The sequence below is a fragment of the Sphingobacterium olei genome, from assembly GCF_005048855.1.
Classification (GTDB): domain Bacteria; phylum Bacteroidota; class Bacteroidia; order Sphingobacteriales; family Sphingobacteriaceae; genus Sphingobacterium; species Sphingobacterium olei.
On record NZ_SUME01000001.1, the window covers coordinates 860,751 to 880,321 of the forward strand.

The 19,571-nt window shown below is 38.5% G+C and carries 20 protein-coding genes and 1 tRNA gene; 10 read left to right on the plus strand and 11 right to left on the minus strand.

Going from position 1 to position 19,571, the window contains the following annotated elements; genetic code table 11:
- Positions 1–19: 19 nt before the first annotated feature.
- From FAZ15_RS03660 to FAZ15_RS03675, 4 genes are all read right to left on the minus strand, one after another.
- Positions 20–844, minus strand: coding sequence for a helix-turn-helix domain-containing protein (locus FAZ15_RS03660; protein ID WP_136899933.1), 825 nt, complete (start codon positions 842–844; stop codon positions 20–22).
- Positions 845–1,022: 178 nt separating this feature from the next.
- Positions 1,023–1,298, minus strand: coding sequence for an Arm DNA-binding domain-containing protein (locus tag FAZ15_RS03665; protein ID WP_136899934.1), 276 nt, complete (start codon positions 1,296–1,298; stop codon positions 1,023–1,025).
- A gap of 432 nt (positions 1,299–1,730) precedes the next feature.
- Positions 1,731–1,815: transfer RNA gene (locus FAZ15_RS03670), tRNA-Ser, on the minus strand.
- 135 nt (positions 1,816–1,950) lie between these two features.
- On the minus strand, positions 1,951–2,835 hold the full coding sequence (locus FAZ15_RS03675; RefSeq protein WP_136899935.1) for a bestrophin family protein: 885 nt from the start codon (positions 2,833–2,835) through the stop codon (positions 1,951–1,953).
- 52 nt (positions 2,836–2,887) lie between these two features.
- Between FAZ15_RS03675 and FAZ15_RS03680 the strand changes: the two genes are divergently transcribed.
- Both FAZ15_RS03680 and trxA read left to right on the plus strand, forming a co-directional pair.
- The gene (locus FAZ15_RS03680) at positions 2,888–3,745 is read left to right on the plus strand and encodes a glycoside hydrolase family 25 protein (RefSeq protein ID WP_136899936.1); all 858 of its coding nucleotides are present in this window, start codon (positions 2,888–2,890) and stop codon (positions 3,743–3,745) included.
- Between the two features lie 32 nt (positions 3,746–3,777).
- Entirely contained in the window at positions 3,778–4,077 is a 300-nt protein-coding gene (gene trxA / locus FAZ15_RS03685; RefSeq protein ID WP_136899937.1) for a thioredoxin, read from the plus strand.
- On the opposite strand, the gene FAZ15_RS03690 is transcribed toward trxA, so the two are convergent.
- Positions 4,074–5,396, minus strand: a complete 1,323-nt coding sequence (locus tag FAZ15_RS03690) for a hemolysin family protein (protein WP_136899938.1) — start codon at positions 5,394–5,396, stop codon at positions 4,074–4,076. The genes trxA and FAZ15_RS03690 overlap by 4 nt on opposite strands.
- A gap of 185 nt (positions 5,397–5,581) precedes the next feature.
- Between FAZ15_RS03690 and FAZ15_RS03695 the strand changes: the two genes are divergently transcribed.
- Both FAZ15_RS03695 and FAZ15_RS03700 read left to right on the plus strand, forming a co-directional pair.
- Positions 5,582–6,697, plus strand: a complete 1,116-nt coding sequence (locus tag FAZ15_RS03695) for a phosphotransferase enzyme family protein (protein ID WP_238387140.1) — start codon at positions 5,582–5,584, stop codon at positions 6,695–6,697.
- A gap of 19 nt (positions 6,698–6,716) precedes the next feature.
- A complete protein-coding gene (locus FAZ15_RS03700) occupies positions 6,717–7,346 on the plus strand; it encodes a carbohydrate-binding family 9-like protein (RefSeq protein ID WP_136899940.1) in 630 nt (209 codons plus the stop codon).
- Positions 7,347–7,350: 4 nt separating this feature from the next.
- On the opposite strand, the gene nhaA is transcribed toward FAZ15_RS03700, so the two are convergent.
- The 3 genes from nhaA to FAZ15_RS03715 are packed head-to-tail and all read right to left on the minus strand — an operon-like array spanning position 7,351 to position 10,756.
- Positions 7,351–8,526: a Na+/H+ antiporter NhaA gene (nhaA, locus tag FAZ15_RS03705; protein ID WP_136899941.1), complete on the minus strand. Its 1,176-nt coding sequence runs from the start codon at positions 8,524–8,526 to the stop codon at positions 7,351–7,353.
- A 3-nt stretch (positions 8,527–8,529) separates the two neighbouring features.
- Entirely contained in the window at positions 8,530–9,837 is a 1,308-nt protein-coding gene (locus FAZ15_RS03710) for an ABC transporter permease (RefSeq protein ID WP_136899942.1), read from the minus strand.
- Positions 9,830–10,756, minus strand: a complete 927-nt coding sequence (locus tag FAZ15_RS03715) for an ABC transporter ATP-binding protein (RefSeq protein WP_136899943.1) — start codon at positions 10,754–10,756, stop codon at positions 9,830–9,832. Before FAZ15_RS03715 ends, FAZ15_RS03710 begins: the two co-directional genes overlap by 8 nt.
- Before the next feature lie 60 nt (positions 10,757–10,816).
- Here FAZ15_RS03715 and yihA point away from each other — a divergent pair, with 60 nt between their 5' ends.
- From yihA to cmk, 5 genes are all read left to right on the plus strand, one after another.
- Positions 10,817–11,437: a ribosome biogenesis GTP-binding protein YihA/YsxC gene (yihA, locus tag FAZ15_RS03720; protein ID WP_136899944.1), complete on the plus strand. Its 621-nt coding sequence runs from the start codon at positions 10,817–10,819 to the stop codon at positions 11,435–11,437.
- A 163-nt stretch (positions 11,438–11,600) separates the two neighbouring features.
- Positions 11,601–12,464: a 4-hydroxybenzoate octaprenyltransferase gene (locus FAZ15_RS03725; protein WP_136899945.1), complete on the plus strand. Its 864-nt coding sequence runs from the start codon at positions 11,601–11,603 to the stop codon at positions 12,462–12,464.
- Positions 12,465–12,645: 181 nt separating this feature from the next.
- A complete protein-coding gene (topA, locus tag FAZ15_RS03730; protein WP_136899946.1) occupies positions 12,646–15,015 on the plus strand; it encodes a type I DNA topoisomerase in 2,370 nt (789 codons plus the stop codon).
- 46 nt (positions 15,016–15,061) lie between these two features.
- On the plus strand, positions 15,062–15,475 hold the full coding sequence (locus tag FAZ15_RS03735; RefSeq protein ID WP_136899947.1) for a hypothetical protein: 414 nt from the start codon (positions 15,062–15,064) through the stop codon (positions 15,473–15,475).
- A gap of 2 nt (positions 15,476–15,477) precedes the next feature.
- Entirely contained in the window at positions 15,478–16,158 is a 681-nt protein-coding gene (cmk, locus tag FAZ15_RS03740; RefSeq protein WP_136899948.1) for a (d)CMP kinase, read from the plus strand.
- Positions 16,159–16,177: 19 nt separating this feature from the next.
- Here cmk and FAZ15_RS03745 read toward each other — a convergent pair whose 3' ends face one another.
- Complete coding sequence (locus FAZ15_RS03745; RefSeq protein WP_136899949.1) at positions 16,178–16,966, minus strand: Cof-type HAD-IIB family hydrolase; 789 nt, start codon at positions 16,964–16,966, stop codon at positions 16,178–16,180.
- 53 nt (positions 16,967–17,019) lie between these two features.
- Between FAZ15_RS03745 and FAZ15_RS03750 the strand changes: the two genes are divergently transcribed.
- Positions 17,020–18,207: a class I SAM-dependent methyltransferase gene (locus FAZ15_RS03750; protein WP_136899950.1), complete on the plus strand. Its 1,188-nt coding sequence runs from the start codon at positions 17,020–17,022 to the stop codon at positions 18,205–18,207.
- Between the two features lie 4 nt (positions 18,208–18,211).
- Here the strand turns inward: FAZ15_RS03750 and gloA2 are convergent, their stop codons facing one another.
- Together gloA2 and FAZ15_RS03760 are read right to left on the minus strand one after the other, a co-directional pair.
- Positions 18,212–18,598 (minus strand): SMU1112c/YaeR family gloxylase I-like metalloprotein, encoded by a 387-nt coding sequence (gloA2, locus tag FAZ15_RS03755; protein ID WP_136899951.1) that lies wholly within the window; start codon positions 18,596–18,598, stop codon positions 18,212–18,214.
- An 8-nt stretch (positions 18,599–18,606) separates the two neighbouring features.
- Positions 18,607–19,512 (minus strand): DUF72 domain-containing protein, encoded by a 906-nt coding sequence (locus FAZ15_RS03760; RefSeq protein ID WP_136899952.1) that lies wholly within the window; start codon positions 19,510–19,512, stop codon positions 18,607–18,609.
- Positions 19,513–19,571 lie beyond the last annotated feature (59 nt).

Consider the following 19,571-nt stretch of genomic DNA (forward strand, 5'->3'; position numbering starts at 1 on the left):
GTAGAGTCCCTTTTGAGTTTTAAAACTGCTTTCTAAAAGAAACCGGTGATAATCCGGTATGTTTGGTGAAAAATCTGATGAAGTAGGCGTCATCCTCATAATTAAGACTGTAGGCAATTTCTTTGACAGTCATTTTGGTATGGGCTAAAAGACGTTTGCTTTCAAGTATTATCCGGTCTTTGATGATGTCGTTTGGAGTACTCTTACTGATCAAACTTATTTTTTTACTTAGATTTTTTGGTGTTACAAATAACAGCTCGGCATAATCCGCAACAGAATGATGTGTTTTATAGTGTTGTTCTACTAATTTGCTGAACTTTCTTAAGAATTGAACATCATTATGTTGGGTATTTTCCGATAATTGGTGTTGTTGTTTCCAAATTCGAGTTGACTTAAGAATGATGAGTTTTAACAATATCCGAAGCATTTCTTCTGTATTGGCATCCTCATTGTTCATTTCAGATTTGATTTCTTGAATGATACTTTGGATGTCCCTGGATTGATTTTCATCCAAAGCAATAAAGGGAATTTCAAAGACATTATTGTAGAGGATTCCATCGCAGGCTACTTCTTGATCGTGAATTTCAATACAATAAAAATCCCTATTGAAATAGATCAATTGGCCATTAATTGTTTCGCAAGGTTTTATTATCACTTTTGGATTAATGAACAAAAGGGCATCAGTTTCCATTTTGAACTCTTGAAAATCCACTTGGATGATGGCTTTTTTTGGAATGAGAAGAATTTTTATGTGGTCAGCTATTGAAGTGAATGTGTTTTCTTCAAATGCTTTCATGCTGAATTCGATGTTCCCGAATTGTTTATATGAAAATTCTTTTAGCATATTTCAAAAATTTAATCAATTCAAAGTTAGTTATAAAAGCAATTTACCAAACTGTTTATTCCGTCCAATGCTGTTTTTGCAGTCTCGAAAATCGAAGAACAATGCTAGTGGGCCTAAAATTCCTCTAGGACCTTATTTTTGAGTATAGTCTTGCCCCTCATAAATCCATGATCTTCTGTTAGGTGACAGTCTGGTCTGCGTACATCAGATCTGTCTTGCACTGGTTTATTTTCGTTACCATGCAATCCAGAAAGAAATTCAGTGTCTTTGCGTCTTCTTTGTTACCGATTGCTCTTTCTGTGCGTAGGTACCACCGATGCATGTCCCATTTGCGCTTTGTAGAGGTTTCTTTGGGAATGCCATCAACGGTAACTCTCAGGTAAATATACCTGATGCTGGTTTTCTTTTTTGGAGTCTTCAAAAAGAAGTTTAGTCCAAAGCTGCTTTCTAACATATGTTAATTTTTAAATTAACATATGTTAGAATTATGGCGCTTTTAAGTCAAGTCGACAATGTGCTTTACATGTTGATATACAAATAGTTATATGGTATTCTGTGGCACTTTTTTATACATTTAAAAAGTGCCACAATATTGCCACGAAAACTTTGTGCATTTTTGAAAATTTTGGAGGTTAGCCCTAAAGCAGAAAAACCTGGAAATTTGAAAATTTGCAGGTTTTATGCCCTTTTGCTGATATTTTGTGAATTCGAAAATAACATTCAAATGCTATGTTATTTATTCAGCGAAGAAGGGCGGAAACGAACTTTGTTTGTTTAAAGCGCACTACTACCCCTTATCCACTTATAAAAATCCAAGTGCCTCGAATGTGCCTAATGAATTCTTTAAACAAAAAATACCACCAAATTGGTAGCTTTTCCGCTTCTGCGGAGAGCGAGGGATTCGAACCCCCGAACCTGTGACAGTTAACGGTTTTCAAGACCGCCGCATTCGACCACTCTGCCAGCTCTCCGCGACAAAAGTAGAAATTCTAAGCAGATGTACAAAACTTATTTTATCCTTTAGGTTTTACTCCTTGAAAATGAGCTTAATTAATTTTTGACAGCATATATATCGTTGAGTTATTTTTGTAATAATGACCTTTGAGCTAAGGCAGTAACACTTCGTATGTATGCTTTTTAATATTAGCCGAGATTTTATCAATCGGTAAATCGTCGGTATCTGTCCCAAACGGTTCCTCAATAGATTCTCCGATCATTTCTAGTGTCGCCAGTACATAGAAAATAAAGGGTACAGCCGCCGTTACAAAATAACCGATTGAAAAAACATACCCTATCGGTAAGGTTGCGGTATATAGAATAATGAATGTCTTTATAAATGAACTGTAAGACATCGGGATGGGTGTGTTTTTAATACGTTCACAGGCTCCACAGATATTGGTCAGGTTGGTCAGTTCTTGATTGATAATAATAAATTGGTCACCACTGATCTTATTTTCGGTGTATAACATATTAGTTTTTTTAAAGATCAAAGCCGCAACTTGATTCGGACCGTGCTTTTTGTCATCCAGACTCTTTAACTCCGGATGATCGACTTCGTCCAACATAAATTTTGTGTAATCCGAACGCAAGAAATTGTACAGCGTTTCTGCATATAGGGGTATGGCTTTACGATAGAAGCTTCGGCTGATTTTATCGTCCGTATCAAGCATTGCATTCATTTTGTAAGCTAATGTACGACTGATGTTGGTTAGGTTTCCCCATTGCTTGCGTGCTTCCCACCAACGATCGTAAGCGGTATTGGTGCGGAACACCAACAGAAGTGAAAGCACAAAGCCTAATAAACTATGTACTATGGTAATATTCTTAATCCAGCTTTTATCGGACAACTTGAGGTATTCCAGTTCCCAGTACGCTATACCCCACGAAAATAGTGCACTGACAATCAGAAAAGGAAGTAGCCTTCTGAAGATAACGGAGGTGTGTAAATAAATAGTGGTACTTAGCCAGTCCTTGGGATTATAAATTCTCATTCTAAAATTATAGTTTGTCAATAAATTAGAAATACACTAATTTCACTGCAATATGACGAAAAGTACAAGAACTGTCAAGAGAAAACAAAAATCTGATAAGGAAATACAACGGATTTATTTATTCTGGAGTATTGGAATTCCGGCTATTCTTATTATCCTGTTCGCGGCCTACTATTATCGTGGGGGAATCCGATTCTTTGTGAAGAATATTTTTGAAAGTGGATATACTAGTGACAGCAAAGAGATAGATAAGCACAATGAACGTAATATTTATCTGATGTCTAAATTCGACGACAAAATATTTGGTATCGATATTAGTGAATACCAAGGCAACATCGACTGGGTGAGCGTGAATACAATTAATGATCGTTTTCCCATTGATTTTATTTTCATTCGTGCTACCATGGGGACAACAGCCGTAGATAAAAGATACAAGTCGAATTGGAAAAGCGCCGAAAGCCGCGCTAAACTGAGGGGTGCATATCACTACTTTCGTCCAAATGAAAACTCAATAAAGCAGGCTAGGAACTTTATTAAAACCGTAAAATTGACACCGGGAGATCTTCCTCCGGTACTTGATATCGAAGAACGGCCCCGACAACAGTCGATGGATAGTCTAAAAGTAGGGCTAAAGAGATGGTTAGAAACCATAGAATCACATTATAAAGTTAGACCGATTATCTATTCGGGAGATAGCTATTATACCGACTTTCTGGAGCATGAGTTTACCGATTATACGCTATGGATCGCCAACTATAATTTTTGGGTGGAACGCCCAAAAAAGCATTGGAATTTTTGGCAGTTTTCTGAAAAAGGAAGTGTGACGGGAATAAGAGGAAATGTAGATTTAAATTTATTTGACGGCAACATTGAACAATTGGAACAGTTGTGTGTTCCTTTCGATAATTGATATATATAATCGTTCATAGAAAACGGATAGAAATGGCTAGTTTTAGTGAAATAATTCAAAAAAACACAATCGTATTGGTCGATTTTTCTGCCGAATGGTGTGGCCCTTGTCAAACATTGGCGCCCATTCTGAAAGAGGTGAAGGCGCATTTTGGCGATAAGCTATCGGTAATTAAAATAGATGTCGATAGAAACCAATCGCTGGCTGCAAATTTCAAGGTTCAGGGTGTCCCCACATTAATATTATTTAAAGACGGTAGTCAGATATGGCGCCAAAGTGGATTGTTGCTACGTTCGGATCTTATCGCGATTATTGAGAAACGACTGGATTAATCAATGTTGAAGGCTTCGGTATCACCTTCATTTTCAATTTTCGTAAAAGCAATCTTGTCAATCCGATTGCCATCCATATCGATCACCTCAAACTGATAACCTTTAAAGTTAATGATCTCCCCCTCGGCGGGTACGTGATCCAGTAATAGGAAAACTAATCCGGCTACAGTGGTGATATTTCCAATCTCTTCCTCGTCCTCCTCCGACAGAACAATTTCAAATTTCTCGAAGAAGTCGTCTAACTGATAACGACCATCTAACATATAGGACCCATCTTCCCGTTGGCGGAATAACTTATTTTTCGGTTCATTTTCGGCGTCATAGCTCCCAACAAGTCCTGCTAATATATCTTTCATGGTAATGATACCCTGAGGACTACCATACTCGTCTATCACGATGGCTTGTAGCACTTGAGCATTTTTAAGCACCTCTAATACAGTATAAATACTACTATTTTCATTGACAAATGGTATAGGTTGAACTAATTTTTCAAGTTGAATCTCGGTGCCATTAATAAAATTTGTCAGTAGGGTCTTGGTGTGTACAATACCCTTAATGTTGTCAAAATTGCCATCGCATACCGGATATTCTGTATGCTCGCTTTCCACAATAGTCTTTTTGTTTTCTTCAAAGGTGTTTTCTAAATCTAAATAGGTGATGTCACTTCGGTGTACCATCATATTGATAGCCCGCTTGTCGCCGATGGTAAGCAATCTATCCACCAAATCGTGCTCAAATCCTTCTATTACACCACTATCAACACCTTCATCAACCAATGCTTTAATTTCTTCTTCTGTTACAGTATTTTTAGATACTTTAATATTCATTAATTTAACAAGGAAATCGGTTGATATACTTAATAACCATACGAACGGCTTGACGATCTGACTCAATATGGTCATCGGAATAGCGATGATAGCCGAGTACCTTTCTGGAATAGCCATACCAATGCGCTTGGGAACTAATTCGCCAACAACTAAAGAGAGATAGGTGATGACCAATACAACCAATATTACCGATAGTTGGTCGCTATATGGAGCTAAATAGGTGTTTTGGTTAAATATCTCAGACAGATACGAAGAAATGGATCCGCCGGAAAAGAATCCGGTTAGAATCCCGATTAATGTGATTCCAATTTGTACGGTAGATAAAAATTGATTGGGTCTTTCTTTCAGTTTCAGTGCAGCTTTGGCACCCGGGTTTTTAGCACTTGCGGCTTGCAATCGCGCCTTCCTGCTTGAAACGATAGCGATTTCCGAAGCAGATAGGACACCATTAAATAAAATTAAAACGAGGATAATAACTATCTCAGTAATCATATGGTATGTAAAAGTTGATTCAACTCCACTAATTTACTAAATCTATATTAGAGTATCTGATTTTTTTATATTACCCAAAAAAATGTGCAATCGTTTGATTGAAAAAATTGTTTTTGATAATGCCTGTAATTCGTGATATTGCGTTGCAAAATGAAATTAAGAAATTTTAAACCTTAATAAATTCGATGTCAATTTACGATTTTAATAAAATTATAGGAATAGCGGAACGATTCGATTTAAACGGAATAATAACTGATGCTAAGCGGTTTGGGTCTGGACATATAAATGATACCTTTAAATTGACGACGGAAAATTCGGAAGGGACATCGTATTTGTTGCAACGGGTAAATCATGATATTTTTAAAGATATACCTGGTTTAATGAATAACATCTATTTGGTGACTACTCATTTAAAGAATCAGTTCAAAACGAAAGGCATTTCCGATATCGATAAATATACATTGACAATTATACCTACTAAGGACGATAAACTCTATTTTCAGGATGACGAAGGAAGTTATTGGAGGTTATTTATTTTATTGTCGGACACAAAAAGCTATGATATCGTGGAAACGGCAAAGCAGGCGTATTCTGGCGGACAGGCATTTGGCCAGTTCCAAAAGCAGCTATCTGATCTAGATGCTACTGAACTGGTAGAAATCTTGCCAAATTTCCATAATATAGACTTCCGGATCCAAAATTTAAAAGCGGCAATCTTAAATAACAATGTCGATCGCGTAGAACATGTGCAAGATTTATTGGATTATGTATTTGAGCGGGAATCGAAGATGCGTCGGATATTGGATTTAGCAGCAAATGGGGATTTACCGTTGCGAATTACACACAATGACACGAAATTCAATAATGTTTTATTGGATCAAAATGACAATGTGCAATGCGTCATCGATTTAGATACAGTGATGCCGGGCTATGTGGCATACGACTTTGGAGATGCAATACGTACAATAATCAATTCCGCTGCCGAAGATGAAATTGATGTTGACAAGATTGTATTAAATATCCCGTTATTTAAGGCTTATGCAGAAGGTTATTTAAGTGAAGCAAAAGAGTTTTTGACAAATAAGGAAATTGAATCTTTGATGTACGGTGTGCTATTGCTTCCCTACATGCAAGCTGTTCGTTTTTTGACGGATTATATCGACGGAGATACGTACTATAAAGTCCATTATCCAGACCACAACTTAGTACGTGCAAAAGCGCAATTTAAGTTGGTGGATGAACTGGAAAAACATGAAGAAGAATTGAGAAATATTTTGGAACTTAGCCTTGTCGCTCAGTAAAAAATATGAATGCTAGCTTATGTCTACACTTGTCTTAAAAAAAATACACGAAATAAAAGGAAATGATTTCTTTTCGATCCAGGATGAAATAAAAAACCTTTCTTGGAATTCGATCGCTGCATCTCCATGGAAGGCGGACTTTCCATACAGTCCGGTTGTTGAGTTTCAAATCGCGCATACCGATTCTTTTGTGATCTTGCACTATGCGGTAGAAGAGGAATTTTTGAAGGCCCAGTATATTAGATCGAATGAAAACATATGGGAAGACAGCTGTGTCGAATTTTTTATATCTCTGGATAATAAGCAGTCTTATTTTAACTTCGAATTTAATGTTTTGGGTACTGGACTTATTGGATACGGTACTGCCGTGAAATCTGAGCGGAAAAGATTGGATGGAGCGGTGATTGACGCCGTGAATACATACACTTCCGTTCGCAAAGTCGATGGACAAAAGAAATGGAACTTGATTTTACAAATACCAAAAACCATTATTGATACTACGGAATGGAGCGGTAGAACGATACACGCTAATTTTTATAAATGTGGTGACAAGCTACCAAAACCTCATTTTATCGCATGGAATAACATTGATTATCCTACTCCGAATTTTCATCGTCCTGAATTTTTCGGGGATTTGATTATAGAATAGTTTTTTAATCTTTTTTCATCGCTAAACCCGATAAGTAAAAGTACCCTAACGATCCCGATACGAGGGAGCCAATGAGCACTGCTAATTTGGCTTCTTCCACAAGAATAGGATCGTCAAAGGATAGCATGGCTACAAAAATAGACATTGTAAATCCGATACCTCCCAGAAGTCCAACACCAAATAAATGCTTCCAACCGGCACCCTCAGGCAATCTTGATAAACCTGATTTAATGCAAATCCAGCTTGTTCCTAATATACCAAGCGATTTTCCGACAATTAACCCGACAATGATACCCAATCCCATAGTGGAAGTCAATCCGCCAACCATCTCACCATGAAGTGTAATCGCCGTATTGGCAAAAGCAAAAATCGGAATGATGATAAAGTTGACTGGCTTTGCTAAAAGATGCTCTAATTTTTCTAATGCAGATTCTTTGTCGTCATCGGTCGTCGGTAATGTCATGGCAACCAATACACCGGCAATAGTGGCGTGAATACCAGAGTGATGGATAAAATACCACATAAACAGCCCCGGAATAATATATGCAAGAAGGTTTTTTACACCTATTTTGTTAAAAATAAGCAATAACATAAAAATTCCGCCGGCATATAGTAGGTAGCTGAAATGTAAATCAGAGGAGTAGAATATGGCGATGACTAAAATCGCTAGCAGATCATCTACAATAGCCAAAGCGGCTAAAAATATCTTTAAGCTAGCTGGAGCCTTTTTACCTAGCATCGAAATCACTGCTAGTGCAAATGCAATATCGGTTGCCATTGGAATCCCCCAGCCATGTTGTGTAAGTGGCTGATTGAAATTGAAGGCAATATAAATTAAAGCGGGTAATATTGCTCCTCCGAACGCGGCAAAGATCGGTAATGCCGCCTGTCGGGGAGAGGACAGCTCGCCTTCCACCAGTTCACGTTTGATCTCCAAACCAACAAGAAGAAAGAATATGGCCATTAAACCATCGTCTATCCACTGTTTTATACTGTAATTTAATTGGATACTCTCATTTTCAAAACCTATTTGGGTTGAAAGCAGGCTATTCAATCCTTCTGCCATTGGCGAATTAGCTATTAGCAGCGCTAAGATCACGCATATAAATAGAATTATACCACCACCTGTGCTAGAGGCTAAAAATTGTTTAAAGGAGCGTAAGTTTATTCGTTTATTCATGTATTAATTCTTGTAACGAAACCATTTTAAAAGTTCTTTGTAGGAAGGTTTCTTTCCGTACATTAAAATTCCCACTCGGTAAATACGGGCAGCAAACCAGGTTGTAAGTACAAATCCGCCTATCAATAATAAGGCAGATACTATCAATTGCCAGGTCGGAACGCCAAAAGGTACCCGTACCAACATGGCTATAGGAGAGGTGAAGGGGATAAAACTTAGCCAGGTGGATATGCTACCGTGTGGATCATTGATCAGTACACCAAACGACAGGGCATAAGTTAATAACAAGGGCATGGTAATTGGCATCGTAAACTGAGAAGCTTCTGTTTCGCTGTCTACTGCAGATCCTACAGCAGCAAACAAAGCACTATAAATAAGATATCCGCCGATGAAAAACACAAAGAAACAAATAATGAGTTCGGGGAAATTGATGGATTGCAGAGCTGAATAGAGTTCCATTTGAGAAGAGCTGGAGGTAGCTTGTGACAGCGATTCATTTTGCGTCATTTGGCTCATCAAATCTTCTTTGGATACCAAAAATGTAGAAGCGACGCCCGCTAGAATAAGCGATAAGAAGATCCAAAGGACAAACTGGGTAAGCCCAACCATGCCAATACCAATAATTTTCCCCATCATAAGCTGAAAAGGCTTGACAGAAGATATAATAACTTCAATAATACGGCTGCTCTTCTCTTCAATAATACCTCTCATTACTTGCGAACCATATAAAAATAGGGAAATGTATACCAATATAGACAACGCCAATGAAATTCCCATTGCGATTTCGGTATTACTGTCCCGCGTTTCTCCATCAGTGGTTATTTCTTTGGCATTAACGGATACCGAGGAATTGATGTTCTTAATACTGTCGGTATTGACACCTAATTTTTGATAGGCATGATCTCTGACAATTTCTCCCAATTGCGATTCTACTTCTTTTTGAGTCACCACATTGGGTTTTCCGGAAGATAAAAATTCTACTCTACGCGCTTCAAAGAAATTTGCCGGTATCACCAGTATATTTGTATTCTTTTCGGATCCTTTTAAACTATCAATTTGATGTTGTAGTGCGCGATTTGAATGCGTGTACGTTAAATTCTTCGTGTTCTCTAAACTTGGAGCGACTGTGCCTTCCTCGTCGAATACATATACAATGGCATGGGTGTCGTCAAAACTCTTTTTGGTGAGAAAGATGACGCCTATATACATGCCGATAAAAAATAAGGGTACCAGAAATGTCGTCAGTAAAAAGGATCTTTTTTTAACGCGCGTGATGTACTCCCGTTGGATGATTAATCGTATCTTATGCATGAGCTGCTAATAATGGAGAAGTTACTTTTTCAATAAAAATATCATGAATAGATGGAATAATCTCATGTATTTGATTTATAAACACCTGATCAGTAAGTGATAGAATAATATCATTTAAATGAACACCTTCGTTTAACTTTAATTTAAGCTGATGCTCTTCTGTGTTTTTGTGAAAAAGCACCTCATATAACGAATTACTTTCTACAAAAGGCTCATCGGCATATTTCGGACTATAATCTATGCTATAGGTCTGGTTTTTATAGGCGCTCTTAATTTCCTTTACCGATCCATCTAGTATTTTCTTAGATTTATGGATTAAGGCAATATGATCACATAATTCTTCTACCGTTTCCATACGATGTGTCGAATAGATCACGGTAGTACCTTTTTTATTGAGTTCTAAAATTTCATCTTGAATAATCTGTGCGTTCACAGGATCAAATCCGGAAAACGGTTCGTCTAGAATAATTAATTCAGGTTCATGCAATACGGTGGCAACAAATTGTACTTTCTGCTGCATCCCTTTACTTAGGTCTTCTACCTTTTTATCCCACCAGGATTCGATATTTAATTTTTCAAACCAATATTGGATTCTTCTCCGGGCTTCTATTTTGCTAAGTCCCTTCAATTGCGCCAAATAGATCATTTGCTCTCCGATTTTCATCTTTTTATACAATCCTCTTTCCTCTGGTAGATATCCGATAGCACTGACATGATTGGGATTCAGTTTCTCGCCATTAAAATATACCTCTCCCGAGTCTGGGGCTGTAATTTGATTAATGATACGGATGAGCGAAGTTTTTCCGGCTCCATTTGGCCCCAATAGGCCAAATATTATTCCTTTGGGTATAAATAAAGATACATCATCCAGCGCCAGATGATTTGCATATTGTTTGGTAATATTCCTTATGTCCAACATCAAGAAAACGATTAGTGAGCTAAAATAAATAAAATTCCTTATAATATCTTACCTTTGTTTATGCTTGTAAAATCCGCAGAATTTGTATGTAGCAATACAGAAGTAAGTAAATTGCCGGAATCAAATCTTCCGGAATACGCCTTTATTGGTCGATCGAATGTCGGAAAATCTTCGTTGATTAATGCCATGACCAATAAAAAGGGGTTGGCAAAGACTTCCCAAAAGCCTGGAAAAACACAGTTAATAAATCATTTTATCATTAATGACAATTGGTATCTGGTGGATTTACCCGGTTATGGATTTGCGCAGACGTCAAAAAAGAATAGAGCCGAGTGGAGTAAGTTTATCCGCCACTATCTGACACGCCGCGAAAACTTGCAATGTGTATTTGTGCTGATCGACAGCAGACATGAGCCGCAAAAGATTGATCTAGACTTCTGCTGTTGGTTGGGCGAAAAGGGGCTGCCGTTTATGCTCGCATTTACAAAGGCTGACAAGCAATCGGGCGTAAAGTCGGATCAAAATGTAGCCAAATTCAAAAAAGCGTTGTTGAGCTGGTTTGAAGAAGTGCCCCCTCACTTCGTGACTTCTGCTGAGAAGAAAACGGGTACTGAAGAGATATTGCTTGCTATTCATGACATCAATCAAAATTTTATTTTACCGACCCATATTCCTGAATAGACTTTTATTGAATACATGAAATGTTCATGTTTCCGAAAGCACAAACACGCATGACCACGCAGTAGCGTGAATGCATTTAAAAATGGACATGACATGAACAATATTCCATATGACCATTAAAAGTCAAACCGAGCTTGCGAGCTCACGAAGTAATAATATACATATGAAAAAGTACATGTCTTTGGTGCTGTTTGCACACAGTATTTTTGCCCTGCCTTTTGCGATTATAGGTTTTTTCTTAGCCGTGCACACGACAAATTATCAATTTGAATGGAAATTATTTTTGCTGATGCTGCTTTGTATGGTGAGTGCACGGAATGCGGCAATGGCATTCAATCGGTATCTGGATAGGGATATAGATGCGCTAAATCCGCGGACAGCGGTAAGGGATATTCCTGCGGGAAAAATCAGCCCTACGAATGCACTCGTTTTTACGGTTGTAAACTGCGTGCTGTTTATGACGGCTACCTACTTTATTAATCCGTTGTGTTTGGCGCTTTCTCCCGTTGCACTTTTTGTGGTGTTGTTTTATTCGTATATGAAAAGGATATCACCGCTGTGCCATCTGGTTTTGGGGTTGGGATTGGGATTAGCACCCGTGGGTGCATATTTGGCGGTAACAGGCAGTTTTTCAATTGTCCCCGTTTTCTTTGGACTTTCTGTTTTAACGTGGGTGTCAGGTTTTGATATTATATATGCTTTGCAAGATGAGGCGTTTGATCGTGACAATGGATTGAATTCTATTCCGGCAAATTTCGGTGCGAAAAAAGCTTTGCGAATTTCGGAGCTACTGCACTTGTTTTCATTCGTGTTTATCATACTGCCAGTGTGGTTTATTGAACTAGGTATATTCTATTATTTAGGGGTTATATTTTATGCACTTCTTTTAATCTTTCAACACCGGTTGGTAAATCCACCTGATCTCAGCAGAGTGAACCGCGAATTCATGACTACGAATGGAGTCGCCTCGGTTGTCTTTGCTTTGTTCTTTTTGTTAGATGTGGTATTCGAACATTGGCGTTTTTAAAGCTGTTCTAAATAATTAATGTTAAAAATTATTGCCATTCCATTTTGAAATATTAATAGGTCCTCGATAGAATATTTTAAACGGTAGAGGAGAGATCGATAAAAATGCTTTTATATGCAATCGTTATTAAATTGCATATAAAAGCATTTTTATCTAAGTTTGCAGAAATCTTAACAACTAAATGGCTAAAAATTTACTGATAGTAGAGTCGCCGGCGAAGGCAAAAACGATAGAAGGATATCTTGGAAAAGACTTTTTAGTAAAGTCTAGTTACGGACATATCCGTGATTTGGTGAAAGGTGATGATGCTATAGATACGGAAAATAAGTTTACACAAAAGTATGAGGTTCCGTCTGATAAAAAGGCTATAGTCAGTGAATTGAAGAAATTAGCTAAAGCTGCAGAGATGGTTTGGTTAGCGTCCGATGAGGACCGCGAGGGGGAAGCTATTTCATGGCATTTATTTGAAACATTAGGATTAAAAGAAGATAACACAAAACGGATTGTTTTTCACGAAATTACTAAACCTGCAATTCTAAAAGCAATAGACAGTCCGCGTAAAATAGACTATAATCTGGTAAATGCGCAGCAGGCACGTCGTGTTTTAGACCGTTTAGTCGGATTTGAACTTTCTCCGGTATTATGGCGGAAAGTAAAACCTTCCTTATCTGCCGGGCGTGTACAATCGGTAGCCGTGCGTCTTATCGTAGACCGCGAACGTGAAATTAATAAGTTTAATGCAGAAGCCGCTTATAAAATAGTAGCCATATTTTATACCGGAAAAGGCAAAGAAATTTTTAAAGCTGAGCTTTCCAAAAGGTTTGAGCAAAAGGAAGAGGCTTCTATCTTTTTAAAAGATTGTTTAAATGCATCCTTTGTAATCAATAGCCTAGAGAAAAAACCGGCTAAAAGAACACCATCCGCACCTTTTACAACTTCTACGTTACAACAAGAGGCCAGTCGCAAATTAGGTTTTTCGGTTGCCCGGACCATGCAAGTTGCGCAACGATTATATGAAGCGGGGCGTATCACTTACATGCGTACCGACTCGGTCAACTTATCGGATACTGCAATTCAAGCTGCAGAACAGGAAATTTTGAAAGCTTATGGTGAAAAATACCATAAGCTACGTAAATATAAAACAAAATCGGCTGGCGCTCAAGAAGCACACGAGGCAATTCGTCCGACTTATTTCTCAGAACATACCATTGAAGGCGATGCATCAGAAAAACGGCTTTATGAATTGATTTGGAAGCGAGCTATTGCTTCTCAAATGAGTGAAGCAGAATTCGAAAAAACAGTTGCTAAGGTGGGGATATCGACACGATCGGAGGAATTAATTGCATCCGGCGAGGTAATGAGGTTTGATGGATTCTTAAAAGTATACTTTGAATCGACCGACGAAGATCAGGAAACGGGTACGGATAATGATTCAGACAACACATTATTGCCATCATTGGAAAAAGGTCAGCACCTTACGTTGAACGAAATGACGGCTACTGAGCGTTTTTCTCGCCCTCCTGCGCGCTATACGGAAGCCTCACTGGTTAAGAAATTGGAAGAACTGGGGATAGGTAGACCATCTACTTATGCACCAACGATTTCGACCATCCAAAATAGGGGATATGTTGTAAAAGAGGAACGAGAAGGAAAAATACGTGAATTCACGGTTTTGACATTAAATAGCGGCGAGATTCGGGAAGCGATCAAAACAGAGGTGACAGGAGCAGAGCGTAACAAAATGTTCCCGACCGATATTGGTGTTTTGGTAAATGATTTTCTTGTCGAACATTTTAAAGGTATTGTAGATTTTAATTTCACGGCTAAAGTGGAAAAGGAATTCGACGAAATTGCACAGGGAAATAAAGAGTGGACAGATATGTTGGAAGGTTTTTATATTCCTTTCCATAGTGAGGTGCAAGACACATTGGAAAACGCAGAACGTGCTACCCATGAACGGGAATTGGGGGTAGATACTGTCTCCGGTAAACCGGTAAGTGTGCGTGTGGGAAGATTTGGACCTTTGGTACAGATTGGTGCCGCTGAAGATGAAGAAAAACCTCGTTTTGCGTCCTTACGTAAGGGACAAATGATAGAAACCATCACGTTCGAGGAAGCAATGGAACTCTTTAAGTTGCCTAAGAAGGTGGGTGAATATGAAGAAAAGGAAATGACCGTAGCGATAGGCCGGTTTGGACCCTATATACGTCATAATTCTTCTTTTTATTCGTTACCGAAGGGCATTGATCCGTTGGATGTGACACAGGAGCAGGCGATCGATATCATCAACGAAAAACGTCAAAAGGATATCGAAAAAATAATACGGGTATTTGATGAAAATCCGGAAGCCCGAATCGAAAATGGCCGTTGGGGACCATTTGTTCGCTTCGGAAAACAGAACCTTAAAATCCCCAAAGGAACAGATGTAAGTGCGATTACCTATGAAGAGGTTTTGAAATGGGCAGCGAGTGATCCAAAAGCAAAATCGGGTAAAACGACAAAGAAAACGACGACGCGTAAAACAGCTACCAAAACGGTTAAAAAGAAATAGTAATAAATCTGATAGCTTCATCACCATTGAAGATAAGTTTATATCGATGAAAAAAGATCTTCCTGAAAATATTGTAGAGGACATTTCAGTTGCTGTTGTTTTAGAAGGCGAAACGCCTGATGTTAAAAACTGGATTGTATATCTTATTAATGATAAGAATGTACAACTTAACAATGTATTGGTAAGTTCCAAGGGTTATGGGGAGAAAAACGGAAAACAGGTTAAGACAACGACTTTAAGTCATTTTATAGGAGATGTCGAAGGGAAAACATCGACTAAAATTGAAGCAATAGATGAAGAAGTCTTTGGACTGACCAACGAATACTGGTTGAGCTATTATATTAATGGTACGATTTACGATAAAAAATATATTTTCCTTCCGGAAAGTATAGTTGATGAAAATCTATCTAAAGTTCCGATAGTAAACAAACCCGGTGTTCTCATAGGAGGAATGAATTAAAAATGACAAGACCGAATTTCATTATAGCAATAGACGGTTACTCAAGTTGTGGCAAGAGTACTGTGGCTAAGGCCTTAGCGAAAAAATTACATTTCGTATTTATAGATAGTGGTGCTATGTACCGCGCGGTTACACTTTATTTTCTTAGACATAATGTGGATCTCGATGATACAGCAGCTGTTGTACAGGCATTAGCCGACATTCATATTGACTTCATTCCGAATACAGCACAAACACAGATTTTACTCAATGGCGAAGATATTTCGGAAGAAATTCGCCAAATGGCTGTTTCTGAACAAGTGAGTGAAGTAAGTGCCATTAAAGAGGTCCGTCATGCAATGGTGGCTCAACAGCAAAAATTAGGCAGCCATCGAAATATTGTAATGGACGGTCGAGATATCGGAACTACTGTTTTTCCGGATGCCGATTTGAAAATATTCATGACGGCAAGTCCGAGTGTAAGGGCCGAAAGAAGATATGCTGAGTTAACGGCTAAAGGGGAAAACGTGACGATGGAGGAAATTCAGGAAAATCTTAGTCATCGGGATCATATCGACAGCACGCGGGAAGAGAGCCCTTTAAGACAAGCAGCCGATGCCTTTATACTGGACAACTCCGACCTAACACAAGACCAACAGTTAGAAATTGTATTGAATGAATATTATAGAAGAAAAGAAGCTTAAAAATTAAGCTTCTTTTCTTCTATAATATATCAAAGTGTTTCAATGCATTCCAGATGCCGTCACTATCTACATCATCGGTAATGTAATCGGCAACTTCTTTCACTTCTGGATTGGCATTTCCCATCGCTATCCCCAATCCAACATGCTGCAACATCGTTATGTCATTTCCGCCGTCTCCAAATGCCATCGTTTCCTGAATATCAAGACCAAAGTGATTGCAGAAAATATCAATCCCTACTTTCTTACTTTGCCCTTTTGGATTGACATCAGCGAAAAGCGGCGTCCACCTTGAAGCAAGAGAATTAGGCATTACCTTGTCCATGAATGCTTGCTCGTCTTCCGGTCCCAGAAATATATTTGTCTGCAATACGCCATTCAAATCCACATTTTCCATATCTACCAATGGCGGAACAGGTAAATTGAGATGGGCATACATTCCCGCAATCTCTGGCGTTACATCGTGTATTGTGATGTGTTTTTCGGACATAAACGAAAAACTCAATGGATTTGTCTTGGCATAATCCAAAACGGACTGAATATCAGCCGAATCAATTGCTTGGCGAAACAGGATATGTCCTTCCTTCGTCACACAATAACCTCCGTTGAAAGTAATATATCCGTCAAAATTCAGATATTTTACATGATCGATGCTATTAATCGACCGACCCGTCGAAAGTATAGTCCTTATTCCTTTAGTCTGTAATTGTTCTATTGCTTCTTCTGTAGACGCTGCAACTTCATGGGTTTTAAAACTGAGTAAAGTACCGTCAATATCAAAAAAAACAGCTTTTATATTCGGATTTCGCATAATGGCAAAGGTAAAATCTTAATTCCATAAATCGTATCTTTGAAAAAAATAATATGACCACATATCAAGATTTTATAACACATATTCAGTCCAGTATTCAAGCAAGCAATTTCATTAAGTTGTCGCTGGGTGATTACAAAGGCGGAGAACCGGATCTGAAAAACATATACATCAAGCCCGTGTTAATAAAACGTGTGTTCAAATTATCGTTTACCTATCGCTACAAAACACGGGATATTACTAAAAACTTTATGGTGGAAGAGGCGATCGAACAAATTCAAACGCTGTTACAGGAGAATGGGTTTCGTGTGGCTACTTTGTTCACGACGAAAGAAAATACGATTTGTCAATGGAATAAGAAGAGAGAATGGATGCTTAAATCGGAACAGCCAACCGCTTCTAAGCCGGACAGTCTTGCACATGATCATCAAAAAGAACGTAAGATTGGTTCGACTTCAAAAAAGTACCTGGCGGAATTGCGTTTGACTGATTCGGAGGGTAAGGTATTTAAAAATGCACAGGATAAATGGCGGCAGATCAATCATTATATCGAATTGCTAAGCTCCATGTTGAAAGAATTGCCTGCCGAAAAAGAGTTGAATGTGGTCGATATGGGTGCTGGAAAAGGATACCTGACCTTTGCACTTTACGATTACCTGAATAATGAACTGAATAAGCAGGCGGCTGTCGTTGGGGTGGAATACAGGGAGGATTTAGTCTCACTTTGTAACGATATTGCAGACAAGTCTAATTTCAATGCCTTATCTTTTGTACAGGGAACAATTGAAGATTATAATCCTTCACCGGAATTAAATGTATTGATTGCATTGCACGCTTGTGATACAGCTACGGATGACGCTATATTTAAAGGAATAACAAAGGAGGCTGACCTCATCGTTGTCGCTCCGTGTTGCCATAAACAGGTAAGGAGGCAGCTTGAAAAAGTGAAAGCAACGAATGACCTGGATTTCATGACGCAATATGGTATCTTCCTGGAACGTCATGCGGAGATGTTGACGGATGGCATTCGCGCATTAATTTTAGAATATTATGGCTACCAAACCAAAGTGTTACAGTTTGTAGCAGACGCGCATACACCTAAAAATGTGATGATAGTAGGCGTTAAGAAAACACCAAATCTAAAAAGACAACAGGAGATCTTAGCACAACTTCAGGAGACTAAAGCTTATTTTGGGATAGGATACCATTACCTGGAACGGTTATGCGGACTTACTTCCTAACGCATTACGCTTCATAGAGTTCCAAAGGAAGGCGATCGGGATCGGAAAAGAATGTAAACTTTTTGCCGGTAATCTCGTCTATGCGTATGTCTTCGACGGCTATATTTTTAGAACGCAGTTCTTCAGCTGCTTCTTCGACATTGGCAACAGTAAAGGCTAAGTGCCGTAGTCCGGTAGCCTCCGGACGACTGGGACGGGGTACATACGCTGGAAATGAAAATAGTTCAATCAGGTATTGATCGCCCAATGCGAGGTCTAATTTATAGGAGTCCCTTTCTTCACGGTATGTTTCCTTTAAGATACGGAGCCCCAATACTTCTGTATAAAATATTTTGGATTTTTCGTAGTCACTGGCAATAATGGCAATATGATGGACGGACTTTATTCTCATTTTTTCTCTTATTTAAATAGAGTTAGCGTACCTGATTTTCCATCGTCAGGTTTATTTGGGATAGTCAATTCAGTTCCTATAGCCTCATTGAGCTTTGTAATAAAATGGGCGGCTAAGAGCGGTGATTCGAGCTCCACATTTTGGTGGATGAAAAAATACAAATGCTGTAAACCTGCGTCTTTCCATGCTTTGATTACCTCGACCCATTCCTCGAGGCGGGTGTAATCGGACGGATGATTTGCTCCGACATAGCGAACGAAAGCAGTAGGCGTCGTCAAGCGCATATGCATCATATCACGTCTTCCTGCAGTATCGACGATGACATTTGTAGTTTTTGTCTCTTCTAATAATTTATAAAACTTCTTGGCAACTTCTTGATTCGAAAACCATTCTTCATTGCGCACTTCGACGGCTAAGGGATAGCCTGATGGAAAGTTGGTTAGGAAATGTTCTAATCGATCAAAATCTTTCGGTTTGTAGTTATCGATCAATTGGAGAAAGGCCATACCCAGTTTCTCGTCAAATAACACCGTTGAATCAACAAAATCCTTTACTTTCTCTTCGGCATTCAACAATCTGCTGAAGTGACTTATCGATTGTGGCACCTTTGGGAAGAATTTGAAATCTTTAGGGGTCTTTTCCTTCCAGGTCTCTACCTGTTGTTTGGAAGGTGAATTATAAAACGTCGCGTTCAACTCAATGGCATTAAATTGAGTTGAATAATACACCAGCTCGTCTTTTGTACCACGGGGATAAAACCCTTTCAAATCCGCTTTATTCCATTTTGCGCAACCTACGTATACATCCATAGGTTTCTTGGATTCGTTATCACGGAGTAAATCTAATGTCTCTCTTGGCGTCTTTGGAATCCTGAAATCGATAACGGAAGGGTCTTTTACTTGTCCGAATTTCATATTATTTTTTTTATTATTTCCATAAAAATAAGAGTTAGTTTACAAATTTTAATAACTTA